Below are 17554 nucleotides of genomic sequence, written 5' to 3'. Positions count from 1 at the left end.
GCGCGCCCTCATCCGTAAACCAGTTCGGGCAGAAGGTAGACGATCTGCGGGAAGACGTACATCAACACCATCGAGATCAGCACGCAGACGAGGAACGGCATCACGCCCCGGAAGATCTGGGTTAGACGCACCTCGGGGGGCGCGATGCCCTTGAGGTAATAGGCCGACATCGCCATGGGCGGGGTCAGGAAGCTGGTTTGCAGGTTCAGCGCGACGAGGATGCCGAAGAACAGCGGGTCGATCTCGAAATGCGCCAGAAGGGGCAGGAAGATCGGCACGAAGATGATGATGATCTCGGACCATTCGAGCGGCCAGCCCAGAAGGAAGATGATCAGCTGGGCGAGGATCAGGAACTGCACGGGCGTCAGGTTCAGGCCCTCGACGAACTGGCCGATCACCTGCTCGCCGCCCAGATAGGAGAACACCGCCGAGAAGGTGTAGGAGCCCACGAACAGCCAGCAGACCATCGCCGTGGTGCGGACCGTCAGATAGACGCTTTCGCGCAGCCGCTGCCAGCTGAGCGCCCGGTAGATGAGGGCCAACGCCAGCCCGCCCAGCGCGCCGACCGACGCGGCCTCGGTGGGTGTCGCCAGCCCGAAGAGGATCGAGCCCAGCACCGCCGCGATCAGCACCGCAAGCGGCAGGAACGAGGTCACGATCATCCACAGCAGCCGCCCGAAGGGAACGTCGGGGATTTCGTCCTCGGTCGGGCGCGGGGCGACCGAGGGCTGCAGGATGGACCGGCCCACCACATAGACGAGGTACAGCCCGACCAGCGTCAGCCCGGGCAGCAGCGCGCCCGCGTAAAGCCGCACGATCGAGACATTGGTGGCCGCGGCATAGACGATCAGCATGATCGAGGGCGGGATCAGGATGCCAAGCGTGCCGCCCGCGCAGATGATACCGCTGGCAAAGGCCGGGTCGTAGCGCGCGCGCAGCATGGCGGGCAGCGCCAGGAGCCCCATCAGCGTGACCACCGCGCCGACGATGCCGGTCGCCGTCGCGAACAGCGCGCAGGTGATCAGCGCCGCCACCCCCATCGAGCCGGGAATGTTCTTCGAGGCGATGTTGAGGGTGGAAAACAGCCGGTCGACGATATTCGCGCGCTCGACCACATAGCCCATGAACAGGAACAGCGGCACCGCCGTCAGCACCTCGTTCGACATCACCGTATAGGTCTGGTTCACGAACAGATCGAAGATGCGGTTGTTGAAGAGCCCCTCGACCCAGGTGGTGATCTGGGTCCATGTCCCGGCGGTGTCGTCCAGCCGGTCGAAGGCGCGCCACATCCGGCCCGCGTCGAAATAGGCGAAATAGCCGAAGCCGATGCCCATGGCCATCAGGGTGAAGGCGATGGGGAACCCGAGGAACACGAAGACGATGAAAAGCCCGAGCTGGATCAGGGCGATCTGCGGATCGGTCATATATGGGGGCCCCTCTCGGCCTTGTCGGCCTCGCGCATCAGGATGTCCTCGGTCTCGAAGATGTCCTCATCGGCCTCGAGCCACTCGTTGGTGCGGATCGCGAGGAGGCAGCGCATGACCTGGGCGATGCCCTGGATGAACAGAAGCACGCCCGCGACCACGATCACGGTCTTGAACTGGTAGATCGGGATGCCCGCCGGGCTGTTCACCGAGACCTCGCCATAGCGCCAGGACCGGGCGGCGTATTTCCAGCCCGCGAAGATCAGCGCAAGAACGCCCGGAAAGAAGGCGACGATGTACAGCACCAGATCGACCATGGCCTGGGTCCGGGGCTGCCACAGCCGATAGAGGAAGTCGCCCCGCACATGGCCGCCCCGCGACAGCGTGTAGGCCCCGCCCATCATGAAGAGCGTCCCGTACATGATGAAGGACACGTCCAGCGCCCAGGCGGTGGGGCTGTTCAGGACGTAGCGCACGAAGACCTCGTAGCCGGTGCCCAGAGCCATCAGCACGATCAACCAGGCAAAGGTCTTGCCGAACCAGGCCGACAGGGCGTCGGCGAAACGTATGAAACCGATCATGGGCCTCTCCTGTGGCGCATGAAAAACCCCCGGCGCGATGGCCGCCGGGGGCACTGGACCGGGGTCCGGGTCAGAGCTTGAGCCGGCCCGGGAAATAGTGGTCGTAGGCCAGCGTGTAATCGGGCGAGTTCATCACCTCGAAGAAGGTCACGCGCTCGACCCAGGCGCGCTGGCTGTCGAGGCATTTCTTCATGAAGGCGTCCTGCTCAAGCTCGGGGATCAGCTCGTCCCAGGCCTTGAGCTGGGCGTCGAGGATCTCTTTCGAGGTGCGGTGGACGGTGACGCCCGCCTCGTCCTGCAGCCATTGCAGGTCGGCCGAATAGCGGTCCATCGCCTTGGCGGTGTTGGCGGTCGAGGCCGCCTCGACGCCATAGCGCAGGATCGCCTGCAGGTCGGGGTCCAGATCCTCGAAGAAGGGCCGGTTGAACAGGAATTCGAAGCTTTCCGAGGCCTGGTGATAGGACGCCAGGTAATAGTTCTTGGCCACGTCCTGCGCGCCGAAATCCTTGTCCGACGAGGGGTTGTTGAACTCGAAGGCGTCGATCACGCCGCGTTCCATGGCGGGCACCAGCTCGCCGCCCGGAAGCTGGGCGACCGACATGCCCATCTTGGCCATCAGGTCGGCGGCCAGCCCCACCGTGCGGTACTTGAAGCCCTGCAGGTCGGCGACGGTGTTGACCTCGCCCTTGAACCAGCCGAAGGGCTGGGCGAACATCGGAAAGCCCAGAAAGCCCACCACGTCCAGCCCCATCACGTCCTGGGTCAGCTCGCGGAACAGCTCGTCGCCGCCGCCGGCGTAGAACCAGCTGAGCATCGTGGTGGCCGAGCCGCCGAAGACCGGCCCGGTGCCGAACAGCGACGCCGCCTTGTTCTTGCCATACCAGTAGGCGCAGACCGAATGCGAGGCATCCAGCACCCCGTCATTGACCGCGTCCATCACCTGGAAGGCCGAGACCACGGCGCCCGCGGGCAACACGTCGATCTTGAGCCGCCCGCCCGACATCTCTTCGACCCGGCGGGCATAGTCCTTGGCGAATTCGTCCCAGATGTTCGATGCGCCCCAGGAGGTCTGCATCTTCAGCACGATCGGCGCCTGGGCCAGCACCGCGGGCGCGGCCAGCGCGCCGGTCCCGGCGACGCCGCCCGCCAGCGCGCTGCGCTTGAGGAACGAACGGCGATTCATGGTGGACATGTCAGTCATGGGTCTCCTCCCCGTTAGCCCCCGATGCATCGGGGTTACTGCGGTGTCCGGTCTGCGTTTTTGCGTCTTTTCCGGGTCCCGCACCGTCGAGCATACCCCGCTGACCCCATGTTGCAAGCAGCCAAAGGGAGGGGGTGCCGCACCGTTTTCCCCGCGCGCCGCGTCTCAGACGGGAAGGCCCGGGTCGGTCGTGGGTCCGATCCGGGCCCACAACGCCCAGGCGGCGGCGAAGGTCGCCAGCGCCAGCCCGAGGCTCAGCCCCATCGCGGCGCGCGCGCCCCAGATCTCGATCGCGGCGGCATAGACCGGGGGGGCGAACGCCGCGGCCAGAAACGAGGGCGCGACCAGACGCCCCGAAATCTCGGCATAGCTGGCCAGTTGGAACAGCACCATGGGCTGCGCGCCGCGCACCACGGTCAGCGCGCCGTTGCCCGCGCCATAGGCAAGCACCAAGATCAGCGCGATGGCGCCCGGCCCCGCAACGGCCAGGCCCGCGATCATGCCCGCCAGCAGCACACCCGAGGCCAGCACGCCCAGCCCCAGCGGTCTGATCCGGTGCCCGGCCAGCGTCTCGGCCAGACGCGCGCCCGATTGCCCCACCCCGGGCAGCGCCGCCAACCCGACCGCCGCCGCGACCGGCAGGCCCAGCGCGCCCAGAAGGCCGATCAGATGGGCCGAGAGCCCCGAACTGAGAAAGGCCGAGGCCGCGACCAGCACGGCGAAGCCGAAGGCTGCAGCAGGCCGCACCGGGTCGGCCGCGCGCCCGGCGGCGCCAAGGGCGGCCGGGGTCGGCGCGGGGCCGGACGGGATCGTCAGCTACAGCGGTGCCGCCGCCAGCGCGAGCCCGGCATAGGCCAGAAGCCCGCCGCGCCAGCCGCAGGTTTCGGCCAGCAGATGACCCAGCGGCCAGAACACGGTCGAGGCGAGCCCGCCCAGCAGCGTGACCTGCGACAGGGCGCGCCGGTGCCGCCCGCCCGCACCAGCGCCGCGAAGGCGGCTTCGTACAGGCATAGCCGCATCCCGAGCCCGGCAACGATCCAGCCCGCGGCATGGACGGAGAAGGAGCCGCTTGTGCCAAGCATCGCAAGCCCCAGCGCCAGCAGGACCGAACCCGCCGCCAGCGCCCGGCTGCCCCGGGCCGCGACCAGCCGTCCGGCCGCGCCCGAGGACAGCGCCATGGGGACCAGCGCAAGCGAGAACCCGGCATGGGTGCGCGCCAGCGACCAGCCAAGATCGGCGGCGATGACCGGCGCGAAGACCCCCACGGCATAGTAGGAGACGCCCCAGTTCACCATCTGGGTCAGCCCCACCGCGGCGGCGGTCGGGCGGCCGATCACCGGCCTAGCCTTCGAAGGGCGCGGTGTCGCCGGGGCCAAGAGGTTTCTGCATCTGCACGGAATCGAGCCAGCGCCCGTGTTTCCAGCCGACCGAGCGCAGCACGCCCGCATCCTCGAAGCCCAGCGCGCGGTGCAGCGCGATCGAGCCGAGGTTCTGCGAATCCCCGATCACCGCCACCATCTGCCGGAACCCGGCCGCTTCGCAGCGCGCCAGCAACGCGCGCATCAGCGCGCCTCCGATGCCCTGGCCGCGAAACCCGTCGTCGACATAGACCGAATTCTCGACCGTGCCGCGATAGGCCGGACGCGGGCGGTAGGTGTTGGCATAGGCATAGCCCGCCACCCGGTCCCCGGCCCGCGCCACCAGCCAGGGAAAGCCCGCGCCGGTGACCGTTTCCCAGCGCCCGCGCATCTCGTCCAGATCGGGCGGGTCCAGCTCGAAACTGGCGGTGCCGGTGCGCACCGCCTCGGCATAGATCGCCTGCACGCCGGGCAGGTCGCGGGCGGTGCAATCGTCAAGGGTCAGGGGGCTCGGGGGGCCGAGGGGGGCGGGCTGGATCGTCATCGGGGGTCTCCGGGGTTGATGCGGCCGAGAATGCCATTCCGGCGCGGAAAAGGAAATGCTATGGCTGTTATTCAACGCATAAGGAAATCCTTGGCCCGGTCTTGGCGCAGTCGCTCAACCTTCTGCATCTTGCCACTTTCGCCGATGTCGCGGCGCTGGGCAGCTTTTCGGCCGCGGCCGAAAAGGCCGGGATCTCGCAGCCCGCGGTCAGCCAGCAGGTCCGCCAGCTGGAACGGCATTTCGGGGTGCGGCTGCTGGAACGGGTGGGCAAGCGGGTGCGGCCGACCGAAGCCGGTCAGATCGTGATCGAGGGGGCGCGGCGGATCGGCGAGGAACTGGACGCGGTGCGCGCGGCGGTCGAGCCGCATCGCGACGGCCGCGCCGGGCGGGTCCGGATCGGCACCGGGGCGACCGCCTGCATCCATCTGCTGCCGCCGGTGCTGGGGCGGCTCAAGCGCGCCTTTCCGGGGCTCGATTTCGTGGTCCGCACCGGCAACAGCACCGAGATTCAGCGCCTTCTGGAACAGAACCTGCTGGATCTTGCCATCGTCACCCTGCCTGCGGCGGGTCGGGCGCTGGAGACAAGCCCGCTGTGCGACGAGGCGCTGCTGGCGGTGGGCCCGGCCGCGACCGCCGGGGCGCCGACCACGCCGCAGGCGATGGCCGCCCGGCCGCTGATCCTTTACGACAGCGCGGGCCACACCCGCGGGCTGATCGACGGATGGTTCCGCGCGGCCGGGCTGCGGCCCGCGCCGATCATGGAGCTGGAAAGCGTCGAGGCCGCCAAGGAACTGGTCGCGGCGGGGCTTGGCTGGTCGATCCTGCCGGCCTCGTCGGTGGCGCGGCCGGGCGCCTCGGGCGGGCTGGCGGTGCAGCCGCTGGACCCGCCACTGGGCCGCCAGCTGGCGCTGCAGCTACGGCGCGACAAGCGGCTTTCGCCCGGGCTTCGGCACACGGTCGCGGCGATCCGTCAGGGGCTGGGCCGGGTTGTTCCGCTGCGGGCGCCGTGATATGGACAGGGCACGGTCGGCAGTTCACCGAGGCGTCGCTGTGCCCCAAGAGGCAAGCTAAACCTGCCCGTCACTCGGCACGCATTCGGTTTCCTTCCTGTGCCCCGTCGTAAGCCAGCGACCAGCGATCCGGATTTCGGCACATCGGGACCGAGACCATGACCAGACCTTCCATTCCCCTCGCGATCGAGGACATTTCCGCCTTTTCCCGCGCCCTGGCGCATCAGTTGCGGGCGGCCGAGGCGGCGCCCTCGCATCTGAGCCTGATGAACATGCTGGCCCGCGCGGGCGGGTTTCGCAACTTTCAGCATCTGCGCGCCGACCGGCTGGCCGAAGACCGGCTGACCGACGCGCCCACCGCGCCCGTGACCGATCCGGACCCCGTCAATCACCGCCGGATCGAACGGACGCTGACCCATTTCGACGCCGACGGGCGGCTTCTTCGCTGGCCCTCGCGGCGGGCGATGCAGGTGCTGTGTCTCTGGGCGCTCTGGGCGCGGCTGCCTGCGGGCCAGACCTGGACCGAGCGGCAGGTGAACGAGCGGCTGAACGCCTGGCACCTTTTCGGCGATGCCGCGCTGCTGCGCCGCGACCTGTTCGAGACCGGGCTGGTGACGCGTCGGCGCGACGGGTCGGACTATCGCCGGATCGAGCAGGCACCCCCGGCCGAGCCGCGCGTCCTGATCCGCCTGCTGGCGCAGCGCGGCTGATCGGTGTCGGGGTCTTCAGGGCGGGACCCTTCTGGCCCGCCCCGTTTTCCATCGTCATCGGCACGAACCGTGCTACGCTTCCGGAAGGTGAGAAGCGCGGTCCGCGCGCCCGTCCTGCGGGAGGAAAACGATGATCGTTCGCAGCAGCAGGTTCGCGCCTGTGCCCCTGACCGGCCTGTCGGTCACCGAGAGGCTGTTCCGGGGCCTGACCCCGCGCCCCGACGAGATGGTGCTGGTCGACGGGCCGTCAGGGCAGGGCCTGACCGCCGGGGCGCTGATCGACCGGATCCGGCGGCTGGCGGGCGGGCTGGCCGCGCGCGGGATCGGCAAGGGGGCGGTGGTGGCGCTGATGGCGCCGAACATTCCCGATTTCGTCACCGTCTTTCATGGCGTGGCCTATGCGGGCGGGACCGTGACAACCGTCAACCCGACCTATACCGCCGAGGAACTGGCCTTTCAGCTTAAGAATAGCGGGGCCTGCCTGCTGGTGACCGTGCCGGGCTGTCTTGCGACCGCCCGCGCCGGGGCCGAGGCCGCCGGGCTGACCGAGATCGCGGTGATCGGCGCCGAGGCGCCCGACGGGGGCGCGGTGCCGCTTGAGGCGCTGATGGGGCCGCGGCTGGCGGCGCAGGTGCCGCTCGATGTCGCTCGCGACATCGCCGTGCTGCCCTATTCCTCGGGCACCACGGGCCTGCCCAAGGGGGTGCGGCTGAGCCACCGCAACCTCGTGGTCAATATCGACCAGGGGCTTGCCGCCTGCGACATGCGCCCGGGGGACTGGACGGTGGGGTTCCTGCCCTTCTTCCATATCTACGGGCTGACCGTGCTGATGAACATGGTGCTGAGCCACGGGGCCTGTCTGGTGACGATGCCCCGCTTCGATCCGGAGCTTTTCCTGCGGCTGGTCGCAGAGCGCCGGACCCGCGAACTGTACATCGTGCCGCCGGTCGCCACGGCGCTGGCGCGCCACCCGATGGTCGATCAGTTCGACCTCGGTGCGGTCGAGACGGTGATCTGCGCCGCAGCCCCGCTGGGCGCCGCGCAGGGCGCCGAACTGGCTGCGCGGCTTGGTTGCCGGGTGATGCAGGGCTGGGGCATGACCGAGCTGTCGCCCATCGGCACCATGTCGTCCCCCGGCCGCGACAAGCCCGGCGCGGTGGGGGTGGCGCTTCCCAATACCGAACTCCGGATCGTCGACCCCGAAACCGGCGCCGATCTGGGACCGGACCAGCCGGGCGAGCTTTGGCTGCGCGGTCCGCAGGTGATGCAGGGCTATCTGAACGCGCCCGAGGCCACCGCCGCGACCCTGACCGCCGACGGCTGGCTGAAGACCGGCGATCTGGCCAGCATCGATGCCGAGGGCTTCGTGACGTTGCATGACCGGCTGAAGGAGCTGATCAAGGTCAAGGGCTTTGCGGTGGCCCCGGCCGAGCTTGAGGCGGTGCTTCTGACCCATCCCGATGTGCTGGACGCGGCGGTGATCGGCCGACCCGACCCCGAGGCGGGCGAACGGCCGGTCGCCCATGTGGTGCGACGGCCCGGGGCGGATGCGGATGCCGAGGCGCTGAAGGCCCATGTTCTGGCGCATCTGTCCCATTTCAAGGCGCTGGCAGAGGTGCATTTCGTCGAGGCGGTGCCGAAATCGGCTTCGGGCAAGATCCTGCGGCGGCTTCTGCGCGATGCCGCCTGATCCGAAGTGCGGGGCCGCGCGGGGGCTTGCCCCGGGGGCGCCCGGACGTGCTAGGGTCGGGGCCGGACATCCCGAAGGACAGGCAGTTTCCAAGTGAAAAGACGCAGCTTTGCCGTGATCGGCCTTGGCACCTTCGGCAGCACTGTCGCCACCGAACTGGCGCGATTCGGCAATCCGGTCATGGGGGTCGATCTCGACGACAAGATCGTCGGCCGCTATGCCGACGTGCTGTCCGAGGCGGTGATCGCCGACGGCCGCGACGAGCTGGCGCTGCGCGAGGCCGGGGTCGGAAATTACGACGTGGCGCTGGTGGCCATCGGCGAGGATCTCGAGGCCAACATCCTCTGTTCGATGAACGTCAAGATGCTGGGCGTGAAGGCGATCTGGGTCAAGGCGCTGTCGAAGACCCATCACCGCATCCTGTCGAAGATCGGCGTCGACCGGATCGTGCTGCCCGAACAGGAGGTCGGCCAGCATATAGCGCAGATGCTGCACAACCCGCTGGTGCGCGATTACGTGAGTCTCGGCAACGGCTTTCACGTCGTCGACCTGACCGTGCCCGAGCCGCTGGAGGGGCGCGCGGTCGGCGATGTCAAGCTGCTGTCGGGCTACGATCTGCGGGCGCTGGGCGCGATGCGCGAGGGCGAGTTCCTGTCCTGCGAAGGCGGCGAGCTGCGGCTGAAGGCTGGCGACAAGCTTCTGGTGCTGGGCCGCCGCGCCGATCTGCGCCGCTTCGGCGACGACCTGCTGGACGAGGCCTGAGCCCATGGCACGCCTCGCCGCGCTGCGCAGCGGCCGCTTTCTGCCGCCGCCGCTGGCGCTGATGCTGACCTATGCGGCGCTGATCGTGGCGGGCACGCTGCTGCTGAAACTGCCGGCGGCCCGGACCGTGGCGATGACCTGGTCCGACGTCGCCTTCACCGCGACCTCGGCGGTGACCGTGACCGGGCTTGCGGTGCGCGATACCGGCACCGAATTCACCCTGTTCGGCCAGGCCGTGATTCTGGTGCTGATCCAGCTGGGCGGGCTGGGGCTCATGACCTTCGCGGTCCTGATCCTGACCATGCTGGGCCTGCCGGTCGGCATCACCCATCGCCATTACCTGCGCGAGGACCTGAACCAGACCTCGATGAGCGGGCTGATCCGGCTGACGAAGACGATCCTGCGCTTCGTGCTGGTCTGCGAGGCGGCGGGCACGGCCTTTCTGGCGGTGGTCTTCGTGCCCGAATTCGGCTGGCAGGCGGGGCTGTGGTCAAGCCTGTTCCATGCCGTCTCGGCCTTCAACAATGCAGGCTTCGCGCTTTACCCCGACAGTCTCACCGCCTGGGTCGCGCATCCGGTGGTCAATGTCACCGTGCCCGCCCTGCTGATCCTCGGCGGGCTCGGCTTCACCGTGGTTGCCGACATGCAGCGCCGCACCGGCTGGCGCGGCTACACCGTTCATACCAAGCTGATGCTGGTCGGCACGCTGGTGCTTCTGGTCTGGTCGACCGCGACCATCGCCGTGCTGGAATGGACCAACCCGGCCACGCTGGGACAGTTCGATGCGGTCTCGACCAAGCTCTGGGCCAGTTGGTTTCAGGCCGCGACCACCCGCACCGCCGGGTTCAACACCGTCGATATCGGCGGGCTGACGCAGGCGACGACGCTGCTGTTCATGACGCTGATGGTCGTCGGGGCGGGCTCGACCTCTACGGGCGGCGGCATCAAGGTCACGACCTTCATCGTGCTGCTGCTGGCCACGGTCAGCTTCTTCCGCCGCCACACCGCCATCGACGTCTTCGGGCGCCGTCTGGGGGCCGAGCAGATCATGAAGGTGCTGGCGCTGTCGATGGTCAGCACCCTGACGATCCTGATCGCGCTTTTCGTGCTGATCCTGTTTCACGAGGGCGAATTCCTCGATCTGGCCTTCGAGACCGTGTCGGCCTTCGGCACGGTCGGGCTGAGCCGGGGCATCACCGGCGATCTCGACACGGCGGGCCGGGCGGTGCTGATGGGGGTGATGTTCCTCGGACGGGTCGGTCCGCTGACCCTGGGCTTCCTGCTGGCTGTGCGCAGCCCGAAGCGGGTGTCCTACCCCGCGGGCACGGTCTATCTGGGCTAGGCGTTCAGTCCCGGCATCTCGTGGATCGGGTTGAGGCTGACTCTGTCCGGCTCTGATGTCCGGATCCTGCAGATGTATTCGCAGGGCGTGAGCCCGTCGATGGTCTTGAGGCGGCGCACGAAGTTGTAAGCTGCCATGAAGTCCGCGAGGTGGGTGCGGAGCGGGTCGTGGCTGTCGTGATGGTCCCGTTGGACGTTCAGCGGGAAGACGCGCCACTGGCGCCTCGCCTGATCCGCTTCACCCGCCCTGATCGTGCGGTGCATCCGTTCGACCTGTCCGCCGCTCGCGAAAAACAGTCCCCCCGGACTGTTTTCCGATCCTCCGAACTCCCGGGATGGTTGGGGTTGGTCAGCCGGCGCTCGATCCCGTTTGCCTCGCAGATCATGTCAAAGCGCATCGGCCGTGACCCCCCCGGAAGGGCGGTTGACCGGGGCGCGATCCTGCGCAAGCTGAGGACATGCGTTTCGAGGTGCTGCATCGGACGGTCTATCGCTACTCGGGTCCGGTCCGGCCTGGCCCGCATCTGCTGCGCCTGACGCCCCGGCCCGGCCGTGTCGCGGAGCTTTGTCAGAGCCTCGCGGTCACGCCGCTGCCGGTGGCCCGCAGGGACGAGACCGATGCCCATGGCAACCGCGTCACCCGGCTGGACTTTGCGGGCGAGACCCCGGCGCTGATCTTCGAAAGCCGCTTCACGCTGAGGACGCAGGCCTGGCTGGAGGCACCGGAGGGCGGCCCTGTGCCGCCCCTCTGCGCCGTTGCCCCCGAGGTCGCGGACTTCGCGGCGGCGCTTGGTCCGCCCGGCGCTGGGCCGGACCGGTTCCTGAGCGCGCTGACCGAAGCTCTGCATGCCCGGATCGCGCGGCAGATCCGGCCCGACGGGGCAGCCTGGCCTGCAGAGGTGACGCTGGCGCGCGGGCAGGGGGCCTGTCGCGATCTGGCGGTTCTTTTCATCGCCGCCGCCGCGAGCCGCGGGATCGCGGCGCGGTTCGTCAGCGGCTATCAGGCCGAAAGCGAGCATCCGGATGGCCCGCGCCACATGCATGCCTGGCCCGAGGCGCTGGTGCCGGGGCGGGGCTGGTGCGGCTATGACCCGACCCATGGGCGCGCGGTCGGCGCGGGCCATGTCGCGCTGGCCGTGGCGCCCGGTCGAGGGCGGATTCACCGCGGGGCCGGTGACGGCCGCGATGGAGGTCGATCTGCGGATCGCGACCGGGCCGGACGATGCTGCGCCCGATTGAAGCAGCGCGGCCGCTTGGCCCATCGGCCGATGCCCGGCTATCCTCGGGTGCCGGGGCGGGGCTGGAGGTTGGCGATGCGCGGGGCACGGACAAGCAGGACCCATCCTCTCCAGATCGCGGAGGTGTCGGCCGGGCCAGGGCTCGGGCGGATCGGCATCACCTTCTGTCCCGGCAAGCACGACCCGGTGGCCAGCACCGGCGCCTGGGCGCGCGATCTCGATGCCGATCTCGACGCCATCGCGGGCTGGGGCGCGCGGCTGGTCCTGAGTCTGGTCGAAAATGCCGAGCTCGTTGCACTGAAAGTGCCGGATCTGGGCGCAAGCGTGCGGGCGCGGGGGATGCTGTGGCGGCACCTGCCGATCCGCGACTATTCGGTGCCTGACGATTTCTTCGAGCGCCAATGGGCGACGACCGGCCCCGAGATCCGCGCGATCCTGCGGCAGGGCGGCGATGTGCTTGTCCATTGCAAAGGCGGGCTCGGCCGGGCCGGGATGATCGCGGGGCGGCTGCTGGCCGAGCTTGGCATGGCGCCCCAGGAGGCGATCCGCGCCGCGCGCCACGCGCGGCCCGGCGCCATCGAGACCCCGGCGCAGCTGGCGCTGGTGCGGCGCACGGAGCCCGCGGACGACCGGGTCCTGGATCTGGCGGCGCTTGAGCGGACGGGCGGGCGGCTGGGCAGCAATCCGGGCGGGGTCTATCGAGATGCCGAAGGGCGCCGGTTCTATGTCAAGGAACTGGAAAGTCCGGCCCATGCCCGCAACGAACGGATCGCGGCCGCGCTGTACCGGCTGGCGGGGGCGCCGACGCTGATCTACCGGCCGACCGCCGATCCCTGCCAGGTCGCAACCGAGTTCGTGACACTGGAAAAAGCCCATGCCGCGCAGTTCTCGGAGGACGAGCGGCGGTTTGCGCAGCGCTGGCTGGGGGTGCATGCCTGGACCGCGAACTGGGATGCTGCAGGCTTCGACGGCGACAACCAGGGCGTCGTGGGGGGGGGCAGGTGCTGACCCTCGATGTCGGCGGCGCGCTGGAGTTCCGCGCTTGCGGCGACCCCAAGGGCCGTGCCTTCGGCGCGGAGGTGGCCGAGCTTGACCGGCTGAGGGACGATCCCGACAACCCCCATGCCGTGCGGCTTTTCGGCGATATCGCCCCGGCGGCGCTGGCCGAGGCCGTGGGCCTCGTCACCGGCCTGCCCGACGAGGCGATCCGGGGCACGATCGAGGGCCTGGGCGGCAGCGCGCGGCTGACCGGGAAGATGATTGCCCGCAAGGCCGATCTGGCCGCGCGTCCGGGGTGACGGCGGGGCTCAGGCCAGGGCCAGCAAGCCCGGCACCTGCACCCGGATGGCCTCGGCGACGGCCGGGTCCAGCCGGTCCAGCCAGCGCGCGGGGATCGCCGCCGTCCCCCAGGTCGCGCCTGCCAGCATGCCCGCCAGCGCCGCGGTTGTGTCGGCATCGCCGCCTTCGTTGACGGTGCGGACCAGGCAGTCCTCGAAGCCGTCGGCGGCCAGATAGTGGTGCAGCACGGTCTGCATCGTGTCGACGACATAGGCCGAACACTGTCCGCGATAGGGGGCGAACCGGAAGTCGCGATGGGCCTCGATCAGGGTGTCGGCCTCGTCCCGCACCGCCTTATGGCCCTCGCCGCCGATCAGGCGGTGAACCATCCGCACGAGGCTCAGGCAGGCGGCATCGGACAGCGGGTGGTGATGGGTGGTGCGGGCCTGGGCCAGCGTCCAGCCCTCGGCCCGGCCGGGCGCGCCCAGCGTCGCCAGCGCGACCGGCAGCACCCGCATCGCGCCGCCATTCCCGGCATCGCCTTCGGACAGCGGCCCCTCGACCGTGCCTTTGGTCAGATAGCGCTGGATGCCGCGCCGACAGGTATTGCCGACATCGGCGGGGCCGGTCTTCAGCCAGGCGGCGAAGGCTTCGCACAGATCCTGAAGATCGAGCCCGCCGCAGCGGACGAGCGAGGCGCCCAGAGCCAGCGACATCTGGGTGTCGTCGGTCACCTGTCCGGGCGCGAGGCGCAGCCAGCCGCCGCCGACGATCTCGCGGTGCTGGCCGTACTGGGCGGCAATCTCGCGCCGGGTCATGAATTCCACGGTCGCGCCAAGCGCGTCGCCGATGGCAAAGCCCAGATAGGCGGCCAGCGCTCGGTCGGCCGGATCGGGGCGCGCCGCATCACACATAATCGACGCTTACCCGGAATTCGCCGCCGACCGCCAGATATTCGCGTTCGCCTCTCAGCAGGTGCGAGGGCAGCAGGCCGGGGAAGAACAGGATCTTGCAGAGCGGCACCCGGGCCGTGAGGATCCGGTCGCCGAAACAGTCGGCCACCTCGCGGTCGGAGGAAAACGAGACGAGGTTGTTCAGCCGGATCACCGCCTCGCGCCGGTCGCTGCGCTCGACGATCAGGTGGCGTTCGACATCGTTGATGCCGCGATAAAGCGTCAGATGGCTCTGGCCGGGAAAGGCGAAACGGCGGATCGCCCACTGGCTGAATTCGAACAGCAGGTCGAGCTGCACCCAGATCGCGTTGTTGTGGAACTGGCTCGACATCTTCTCTTCGATATAGACATCCCAGGCGGGGCCGGGCACCGCGTCGATGATCTCGCGGTGAAACGAGGGGCAGACCCCGAACCGGCTTTCGACCCAGCCTTTCAGCACCGCACCCGCAGGGCCGTTGCTGTCGAAGCTCCAGCCCTGGATCAGCCGCAGGAAGGACGACCGGAACCGCTGTCGCCCGGCCGAGGGCACGTCGCGCTGTTCGTCGTCGATGCCGAACATGGCCATCATGTAGGCATGGAAGGCCTCGCCCGCCTCGGCCAGATCGGCGGCCTGGTCGAGCATGCCGAAGAGGCCCTGGTTCATCTCCTGCACACCCCAGATATGCAGCGGCGCGGGCGCGTCGTTGAAGGCACAGCTTTCCAGCCATTCCGAGGACCGACCCACGAGGTTGGTCGAATGGCGGGGGCCGCGCCGGGCAAGAGAGGGCTGGTCGTCCATCGCCGGTATCATGCGTCCTTGCCGGGCGGCGCGAAAGCCCCGAGGCGCCCCGGTCGAAGCGGCGATTTGGCGCCATCCGGGCGGGCGTCGGTCCCTCTGACGCCCCGCTTCCCGGCCGCCTTCATTGCGACGTTACAAAGCCGCGCCATGAGGTCTTGAGCAGATTGCGTGGAGAGTTACGATGACGTTGCGACTTTGGGGGATGAGTTCGATGCTTGCCCTCGCCGCGGGTTCGGTCGGTGCCGACGTTAAGGCCGAGATGAATTTCAACCGGATCGCGTCCTTTCCGGTGGTCGAGAACATGGCCGAGGGCGAGGACCGGTCCCGCGAAAGCTCGGCAGAGATCATCGATGCGACCGCCGACGGCATGACGCTGGTCTATACCGACAGCCCGCTCGGCGTGCTGGGGATGATCGACATCGCCGATCCGGCGGCGCCGAAGCCGCTGGGCAATGTGGTTCTGGACGGCGAGCCGACCAGCGTCGCGGTGGTGGGGCAGACCGCCTTCGTCGGCATCAACACCTCGGAAAGCTACACCAACCCCTCGGGGCGGCTGGCCGCGATCGACATCGCCAGCCGGACCGAGACCGGGTCCTGCGATCTGGGCGGTCAGCCCGACAGCGTGGCCAGGGCCCGCGATGGCAGCTTTCTGGCCGTGGCCATCGAGAACGAGCGCGATGAGGACCTGAATGACGGGGTCCTGCCGCAGAGGCCCGAAGGCTGGCTGGTTCTGGTCGGGCTGAAGGATGGCGCGCTGGATTGCGGTAGCCTGAAGAAGGTCGACCTGACCGGGCTGGCCGGGATCGCACCGGAGGATCCCGAACCCGAATTCGTCTCGATCAATGCCGCCGGCGAGACGGTCGTGACGCTGCAGGAAAACAACCACCTCGCGGTGGTGGCGCGGGACGGCACGGTGCTGTCGCAGTTTTCGGCCGGGACGGTCGATCTGGAGGGGATCGACGCGACCGACGAGCGTGCCGCGCTGATCTTCACGGAAAGCCAGAAGGGCCGGAAGCGCGAACCGGACGGCGTGACCTGGATCGACGACGATCACTTTGCCACCGCGAACGAGGGCGACTACGAAGGCGGCAGCCGCGGCTGGACGGTCTTTTCGAAGGACGGGCAGGTCGTCTATGAAAGCGGCCCCTCGTTGGAACATGCCATCGTCCAGATCGGCCATTACCCGGACAAGCGGTCGGATGCGAACGGCGTCGAACCCGAAAGCGTCGTCTTCGGCCGGTTCGGCGACGCGCCTCTGCTGGTCGTGGGCACCGAGCGCGCCTCGGTGGCCGCGGTCTATGACGTGACCGACCCGGCCGCGCCGGTCCTGAAACAGCTGCTGCCCTCGGGCATCGGGCCGGAAGGTTTCGTGGCGATCCCGTCGCGCAACCTTCTGGTCTCGGCCAACGAGACCGATCTTGTCGCCGATGGCGCGGCGCGGTCGCATGTCATGATCTACCAGTATCAGGAGGCGCCCGCCGCCTACCCGATGCTGACCTCGGACGGCATGGACGAGCTGACCGGCTGGGGGGCCATCTCGGGCCTCGTCGCGGGCGAGCCCGGTACGCTTTATGCCGTGAATGACAGCTTCTACGGCTACCAGCCGACGATCTTCCGGATCGACACCACCCGGACCCCCGCCCGCATCGTCGAGGCGATCCGGGTCACCCGGGCGGGCCGGCCGGCGCAAAAGCTTGACCTCGAGGGCATCACCCTCGACGGCGCGGGCGGGTTCTGGCTGGCCTCGGAGGGCAACAGCGCCAAGCTGGTGCCGCATGCGCTGTATCACGTGAACGCCAAGGGCGAGATCAAGGAAGAGGTGGCGCTGCCGCCCGAACTGTTGGCCAACGAGACCCGCTTTGGCTTCGAGGGCGTGACCAAGGTGGGCGATACGCTCTGGATGGCGGTTCAGCGCGAATGGGCGGACGATCCCAGGCATCAGGTCAAGCTGGTCGCCTATGATACCGCGGCCAAGACCTGGGGCGCGGTCCGCTATGAGCTGGCCACCCCCGAAACCGGCTGGGTCGGCCTGTCCGAGATCGTGGCCCATGGCGACTGGGTCTATCTCATCGAGCGGGACAACCAGATCGGCAGCGCGGCGGTCACCAAGAAGATCACCCGCGTGCCCCTGTCCGAGCTGCAGCCCGCGCCGCTGGACGGTCCGCTGCCGGTGGTGACCAAGGAACTGGCGCGCGACCTGATCCCCGATCTCACGGCCACGGGCGGCTACGTGCTCGACAAGGTCGAGGGGCTGGCGATCGACGCGGATGGCACGATGTGGGTCGCGACCGACAATGACGGAGTGGATGACCACTCGGGCGAGACCATGTTCTTTGCCGTGAAGCCCTGACGCGATGCGCAGCGGGCGGTGCTGCCTTCGGGTGGCACCGCCCCCCGAAATTCGGCCCCATCCGCCCCGGACGGCCGAAATGCGGGGGATCGCCCCCGACGAGTCGGCCCTGATGCACGCGATTCCCGGTGTGCGGGCCGAAATCCGGGGCAAACACGCCTGAAGCCTCGGGTGTGGATAACTAAAAAACCTGTGGCGTCAGTATCTTACAAGATTTCTGGCGGTCTGACGGCGATTTCTTCAAAAAACTGCTTGCGGGCATCGGCGTGGACCCGTAGATAGCCCCTCACCGGCGGCGCTGAGGCGCTGACGGGGCGGCGGCCGGGTCGGAAGACA

The 17554-nt window shown here is 68.8% G+C and carries 16 protein-coding genes and 1 pseudogene; 8 read left to right on the top strand and 9 right to left on the bottom strand.

The features are described from left to right. Nucleotides 1-8: 8 nt before the first annotated feature. From EV657_RS04650 to EV657_RS04630, 6 genes are all read right to left on the bottom strand, one after another. Nucleotides 9-1424, bottom strand: a complete 1416-nt coding sequence (locus EV657_RS04650; protein WP_134077272.1) for a TRAP transporter large permease — start codon at nucleotides 1422-1424, stop codon at nucleotides 9-11. Then, entirely contained in the window at nucleotides 1421-2005 is a 585-nt protein-coding gene (locus EV657_RS04645) for a TRAP transporter small permease subunit (protein ID WP_134077271.1), read from the bottom strand. The genes EV657_RS04650 and EV657_RS04645 overlap by 4 nt, the downstream gene beginning before the upstream one ends. 70 nt (nucleotides 2006-2075) lie before the next feature. Then, entirely contained in the window at nucleotides 2076-3206 is a 1131-nt protein-coding gene (locus EV657_RS04640; RefSeq protein ID WP_075784037.1) for a TRAP transporter substrate-binding protein, read from the bottom strand. A gap of 165 nt (nucleotides 3207-3371) precedes the next feature. After that, nucleotides 3372-3953 carry a hypothetical protein gene (locus EV657_RS21855; protein ID WP_208323226.1) on the bottom strand — a complete coding sequence of 194 codons (582 nt, stop codon included), beginning with the start codon at nucleotides 3951-3953 and terminating at the stop codon, nucleotides 3372-3374. Between the two features lie 65 nt (nucleotides 3954-4018). Continuing rightward, on the bottom strand, nucleotides 4019-4543 hold the full coding sequence (locus tag EV657_RS21850; RefSeq protein ID WP_208323224.1) for an MFS transporter: 525 nt from the start codon (nucleotides 4541-4543) through the stop codon (nucleotides 4019-4021). Between the two features lie 4 nt (nucleotides 4544-4547). Further along, nucleotides 4548-5108 (bottom strand): GNAT family N-acetyltransferase, encoded by a 561-nt coding sequence (locus tag EV657_RS04630; protein ID WP_081381989.1) that lies wholly within the window; start codon nucleotides 5106-5108, stop codon nucleotides 4548-4550. A 101-nt stretch (nucleotides 5109-5209) separates the two neighbouring features. Between EV657_RS04630 and EV657_RS04625 the strand changes: the two genes are divergently transcribed. The 5 genes from EV657_RS04625 to EV657_RS04605 all read left to right on the top strand — a co-directional run bounded on the left by EV657_RS04625 (nucleotide 5210) and on the right by EV657_RS04605 (nucleotide 10622). After that, nucleotides 5210-6118 carry a LysR family transcriptional regulator gene (locus EV657_RS04625; protein ID WP_134077270.1) on the top strand — a complete coding sequence of 303 codons (909 nt, stop codon included), beginning with the start codon at nucleotides 5210-5212 and terminating at the stop codon, nucleotides 6116-6118. A gap of 158 nt (nucleotides 6119-6276) precedes the next feature. Next, nucleotides 6277-6828, top strand: coding sequence for a DUF2087 domain-containing protein (locus tag EV657_RS04620; RefSeq protein ID WP_134077269.1), 552 nt, complete (start codon nucleotides 6277-6279; stop codon nucleotides 6826-6828). Between the two features lie 130 nt (nucleotides 6829-6958). Next, on the top strand, nucleotides 6959-8518 hold the full coding sequence (locus EV657_RS04615) for an AMP-binding protein (protein WP_134077268.1): 1560 nt from the start codon (nucleotides 6959-6961) through the stop codon (nucleotides 8516-8518). Between the two features lie 93 nt (nucleotides 8519-8611). After that, nucleotides 8612-9280: a potassium channel family protein gene (locus tag EV657_RS04610; protein WP_075784033.1), complete on the top strand. Its 669-nt coding sequence runs from the start codon at nucleotides 8612-8614 to the stop codon at nucleotides 9278-9280. A 4-nt stretch (nucleotides 9281-9284) separates the two neighbouring features. Next, complete coding sequence (locus tag EV657_RS04605) at nucleotides 9285-10622, top strand: TrkH family potassium uptake protein (protein WP_113671018.1); 1338 nt, start codon at nucleotides 9285-9287, stop codon at nucleotides 10620-10622. Here the strand turns inward: EV657_RS04605 and EV657_RS04600 are convergent. Further along, nucleotides 10619-11028 (bottom strand): annotated as a pseudogene (locus EV657_RS04600) (hypothetical protein); the annotation flags it as partial. The gene EV657_RS04605 and the pseudogene EV657_RS04600 overlap by 4 nt on opposite strands. A gap of 51 nt (nucleotides 11029-11079) precedes the next feature. On the opposite strand from EV657_RS04600, the gene EV657_RS04595 reads away from it, so the two are divergent. After that, nucleotides 11080-12867, top strand: a complete 1788-nt coding sequence (locus EV657_RS04595; protein ID WP_134077267.1) for a transglutaminase N-terminal domain-containing protein — start codon at nucleotides 11080-11082, stop codon at nucleotides 12865-12867. Further along, entirely contained in the window at nucleotides 12861-13157 is a 297-nt protein-coding gene (locus EV657_RS04590) for a hypothetical protein (protein WP_134077266.1), read from the top strand. The genes EV657_RS04595 and EV657_RS04590 overlap by 7 nt, the downstream gene beginning before the upstream one ends. Before the next feature lie 9 nt (nucleotides 13158-13166). Here the strand turns inward: EV657_RS04590 and draG are convergent, their stop codons facing one another. Together draG and EV657_RS04580 are read right to left on the bottom strand one after the other, a co-directional pair. Beyond that, on the bottom strand, nucleotides 13167-14051 hold the full coding sequence (gene draG / locus EV657_RS04585) for an ADP-ribosyl-[dinitrogen reductase] hydrolase (protein ID WP_075784029.1): 885 nt from the start codon (nucleotides 14049-14051) through the stop codon (nucleotides 13167-13169). Then, the gene (locus EV657_RS04580; RefSeq protein ID WP_134077265.1) at nucleotides 14044-14868 is read right to left on the bottom strand and encodes an NAD(+)--dinitrogen-reductase ADP-D-ribosyltransferase; all 825 of its coding nucleotides are present in this window, start codon (nucleotides 14866-14868) and stop codon (nucleotides 14044-14046) included. The genes draG and EV657_RS04580 overlap by 8 nt, the downstream gene beginning before the upstream one ends. Before the next feature lie 181 nt (nucleotides 14869-15049). Here EV657_RS04580 and EV657_RS04575 point away from each other — a divergent pair, with 181 nt between their 5' ends. Next, nucleotides 15050-17218 (top strand): esterase-like activity of phytase family protein, encoded by a 2169-nt coding sequence (locus EV657_RS04575; protein WP_134077264.1) that lies wholly within the window; start codon nucleotides 15050-15052, stop codon nucleotides 17216-17218. Nucleotides 17219-17554: the final 336 nt, after the last annotated feature.

Origin of the sequence: Rhodovulum visakhapatnamense (assembly GCF_004365965.1) — a bacterium.
GTDB classification, from domain to species: Bacteria; Pseudomonadota; Alphaproteobacteria; order Rhodobacterales; family Rhodobacteraceae; genus Rhodovulum; species Rhodovulum visakhapatnamense.
Note: the sequence above shows the minus strand (reverse complement) of the source record. Positions and strands in the feature narration are given on the sequence as shown.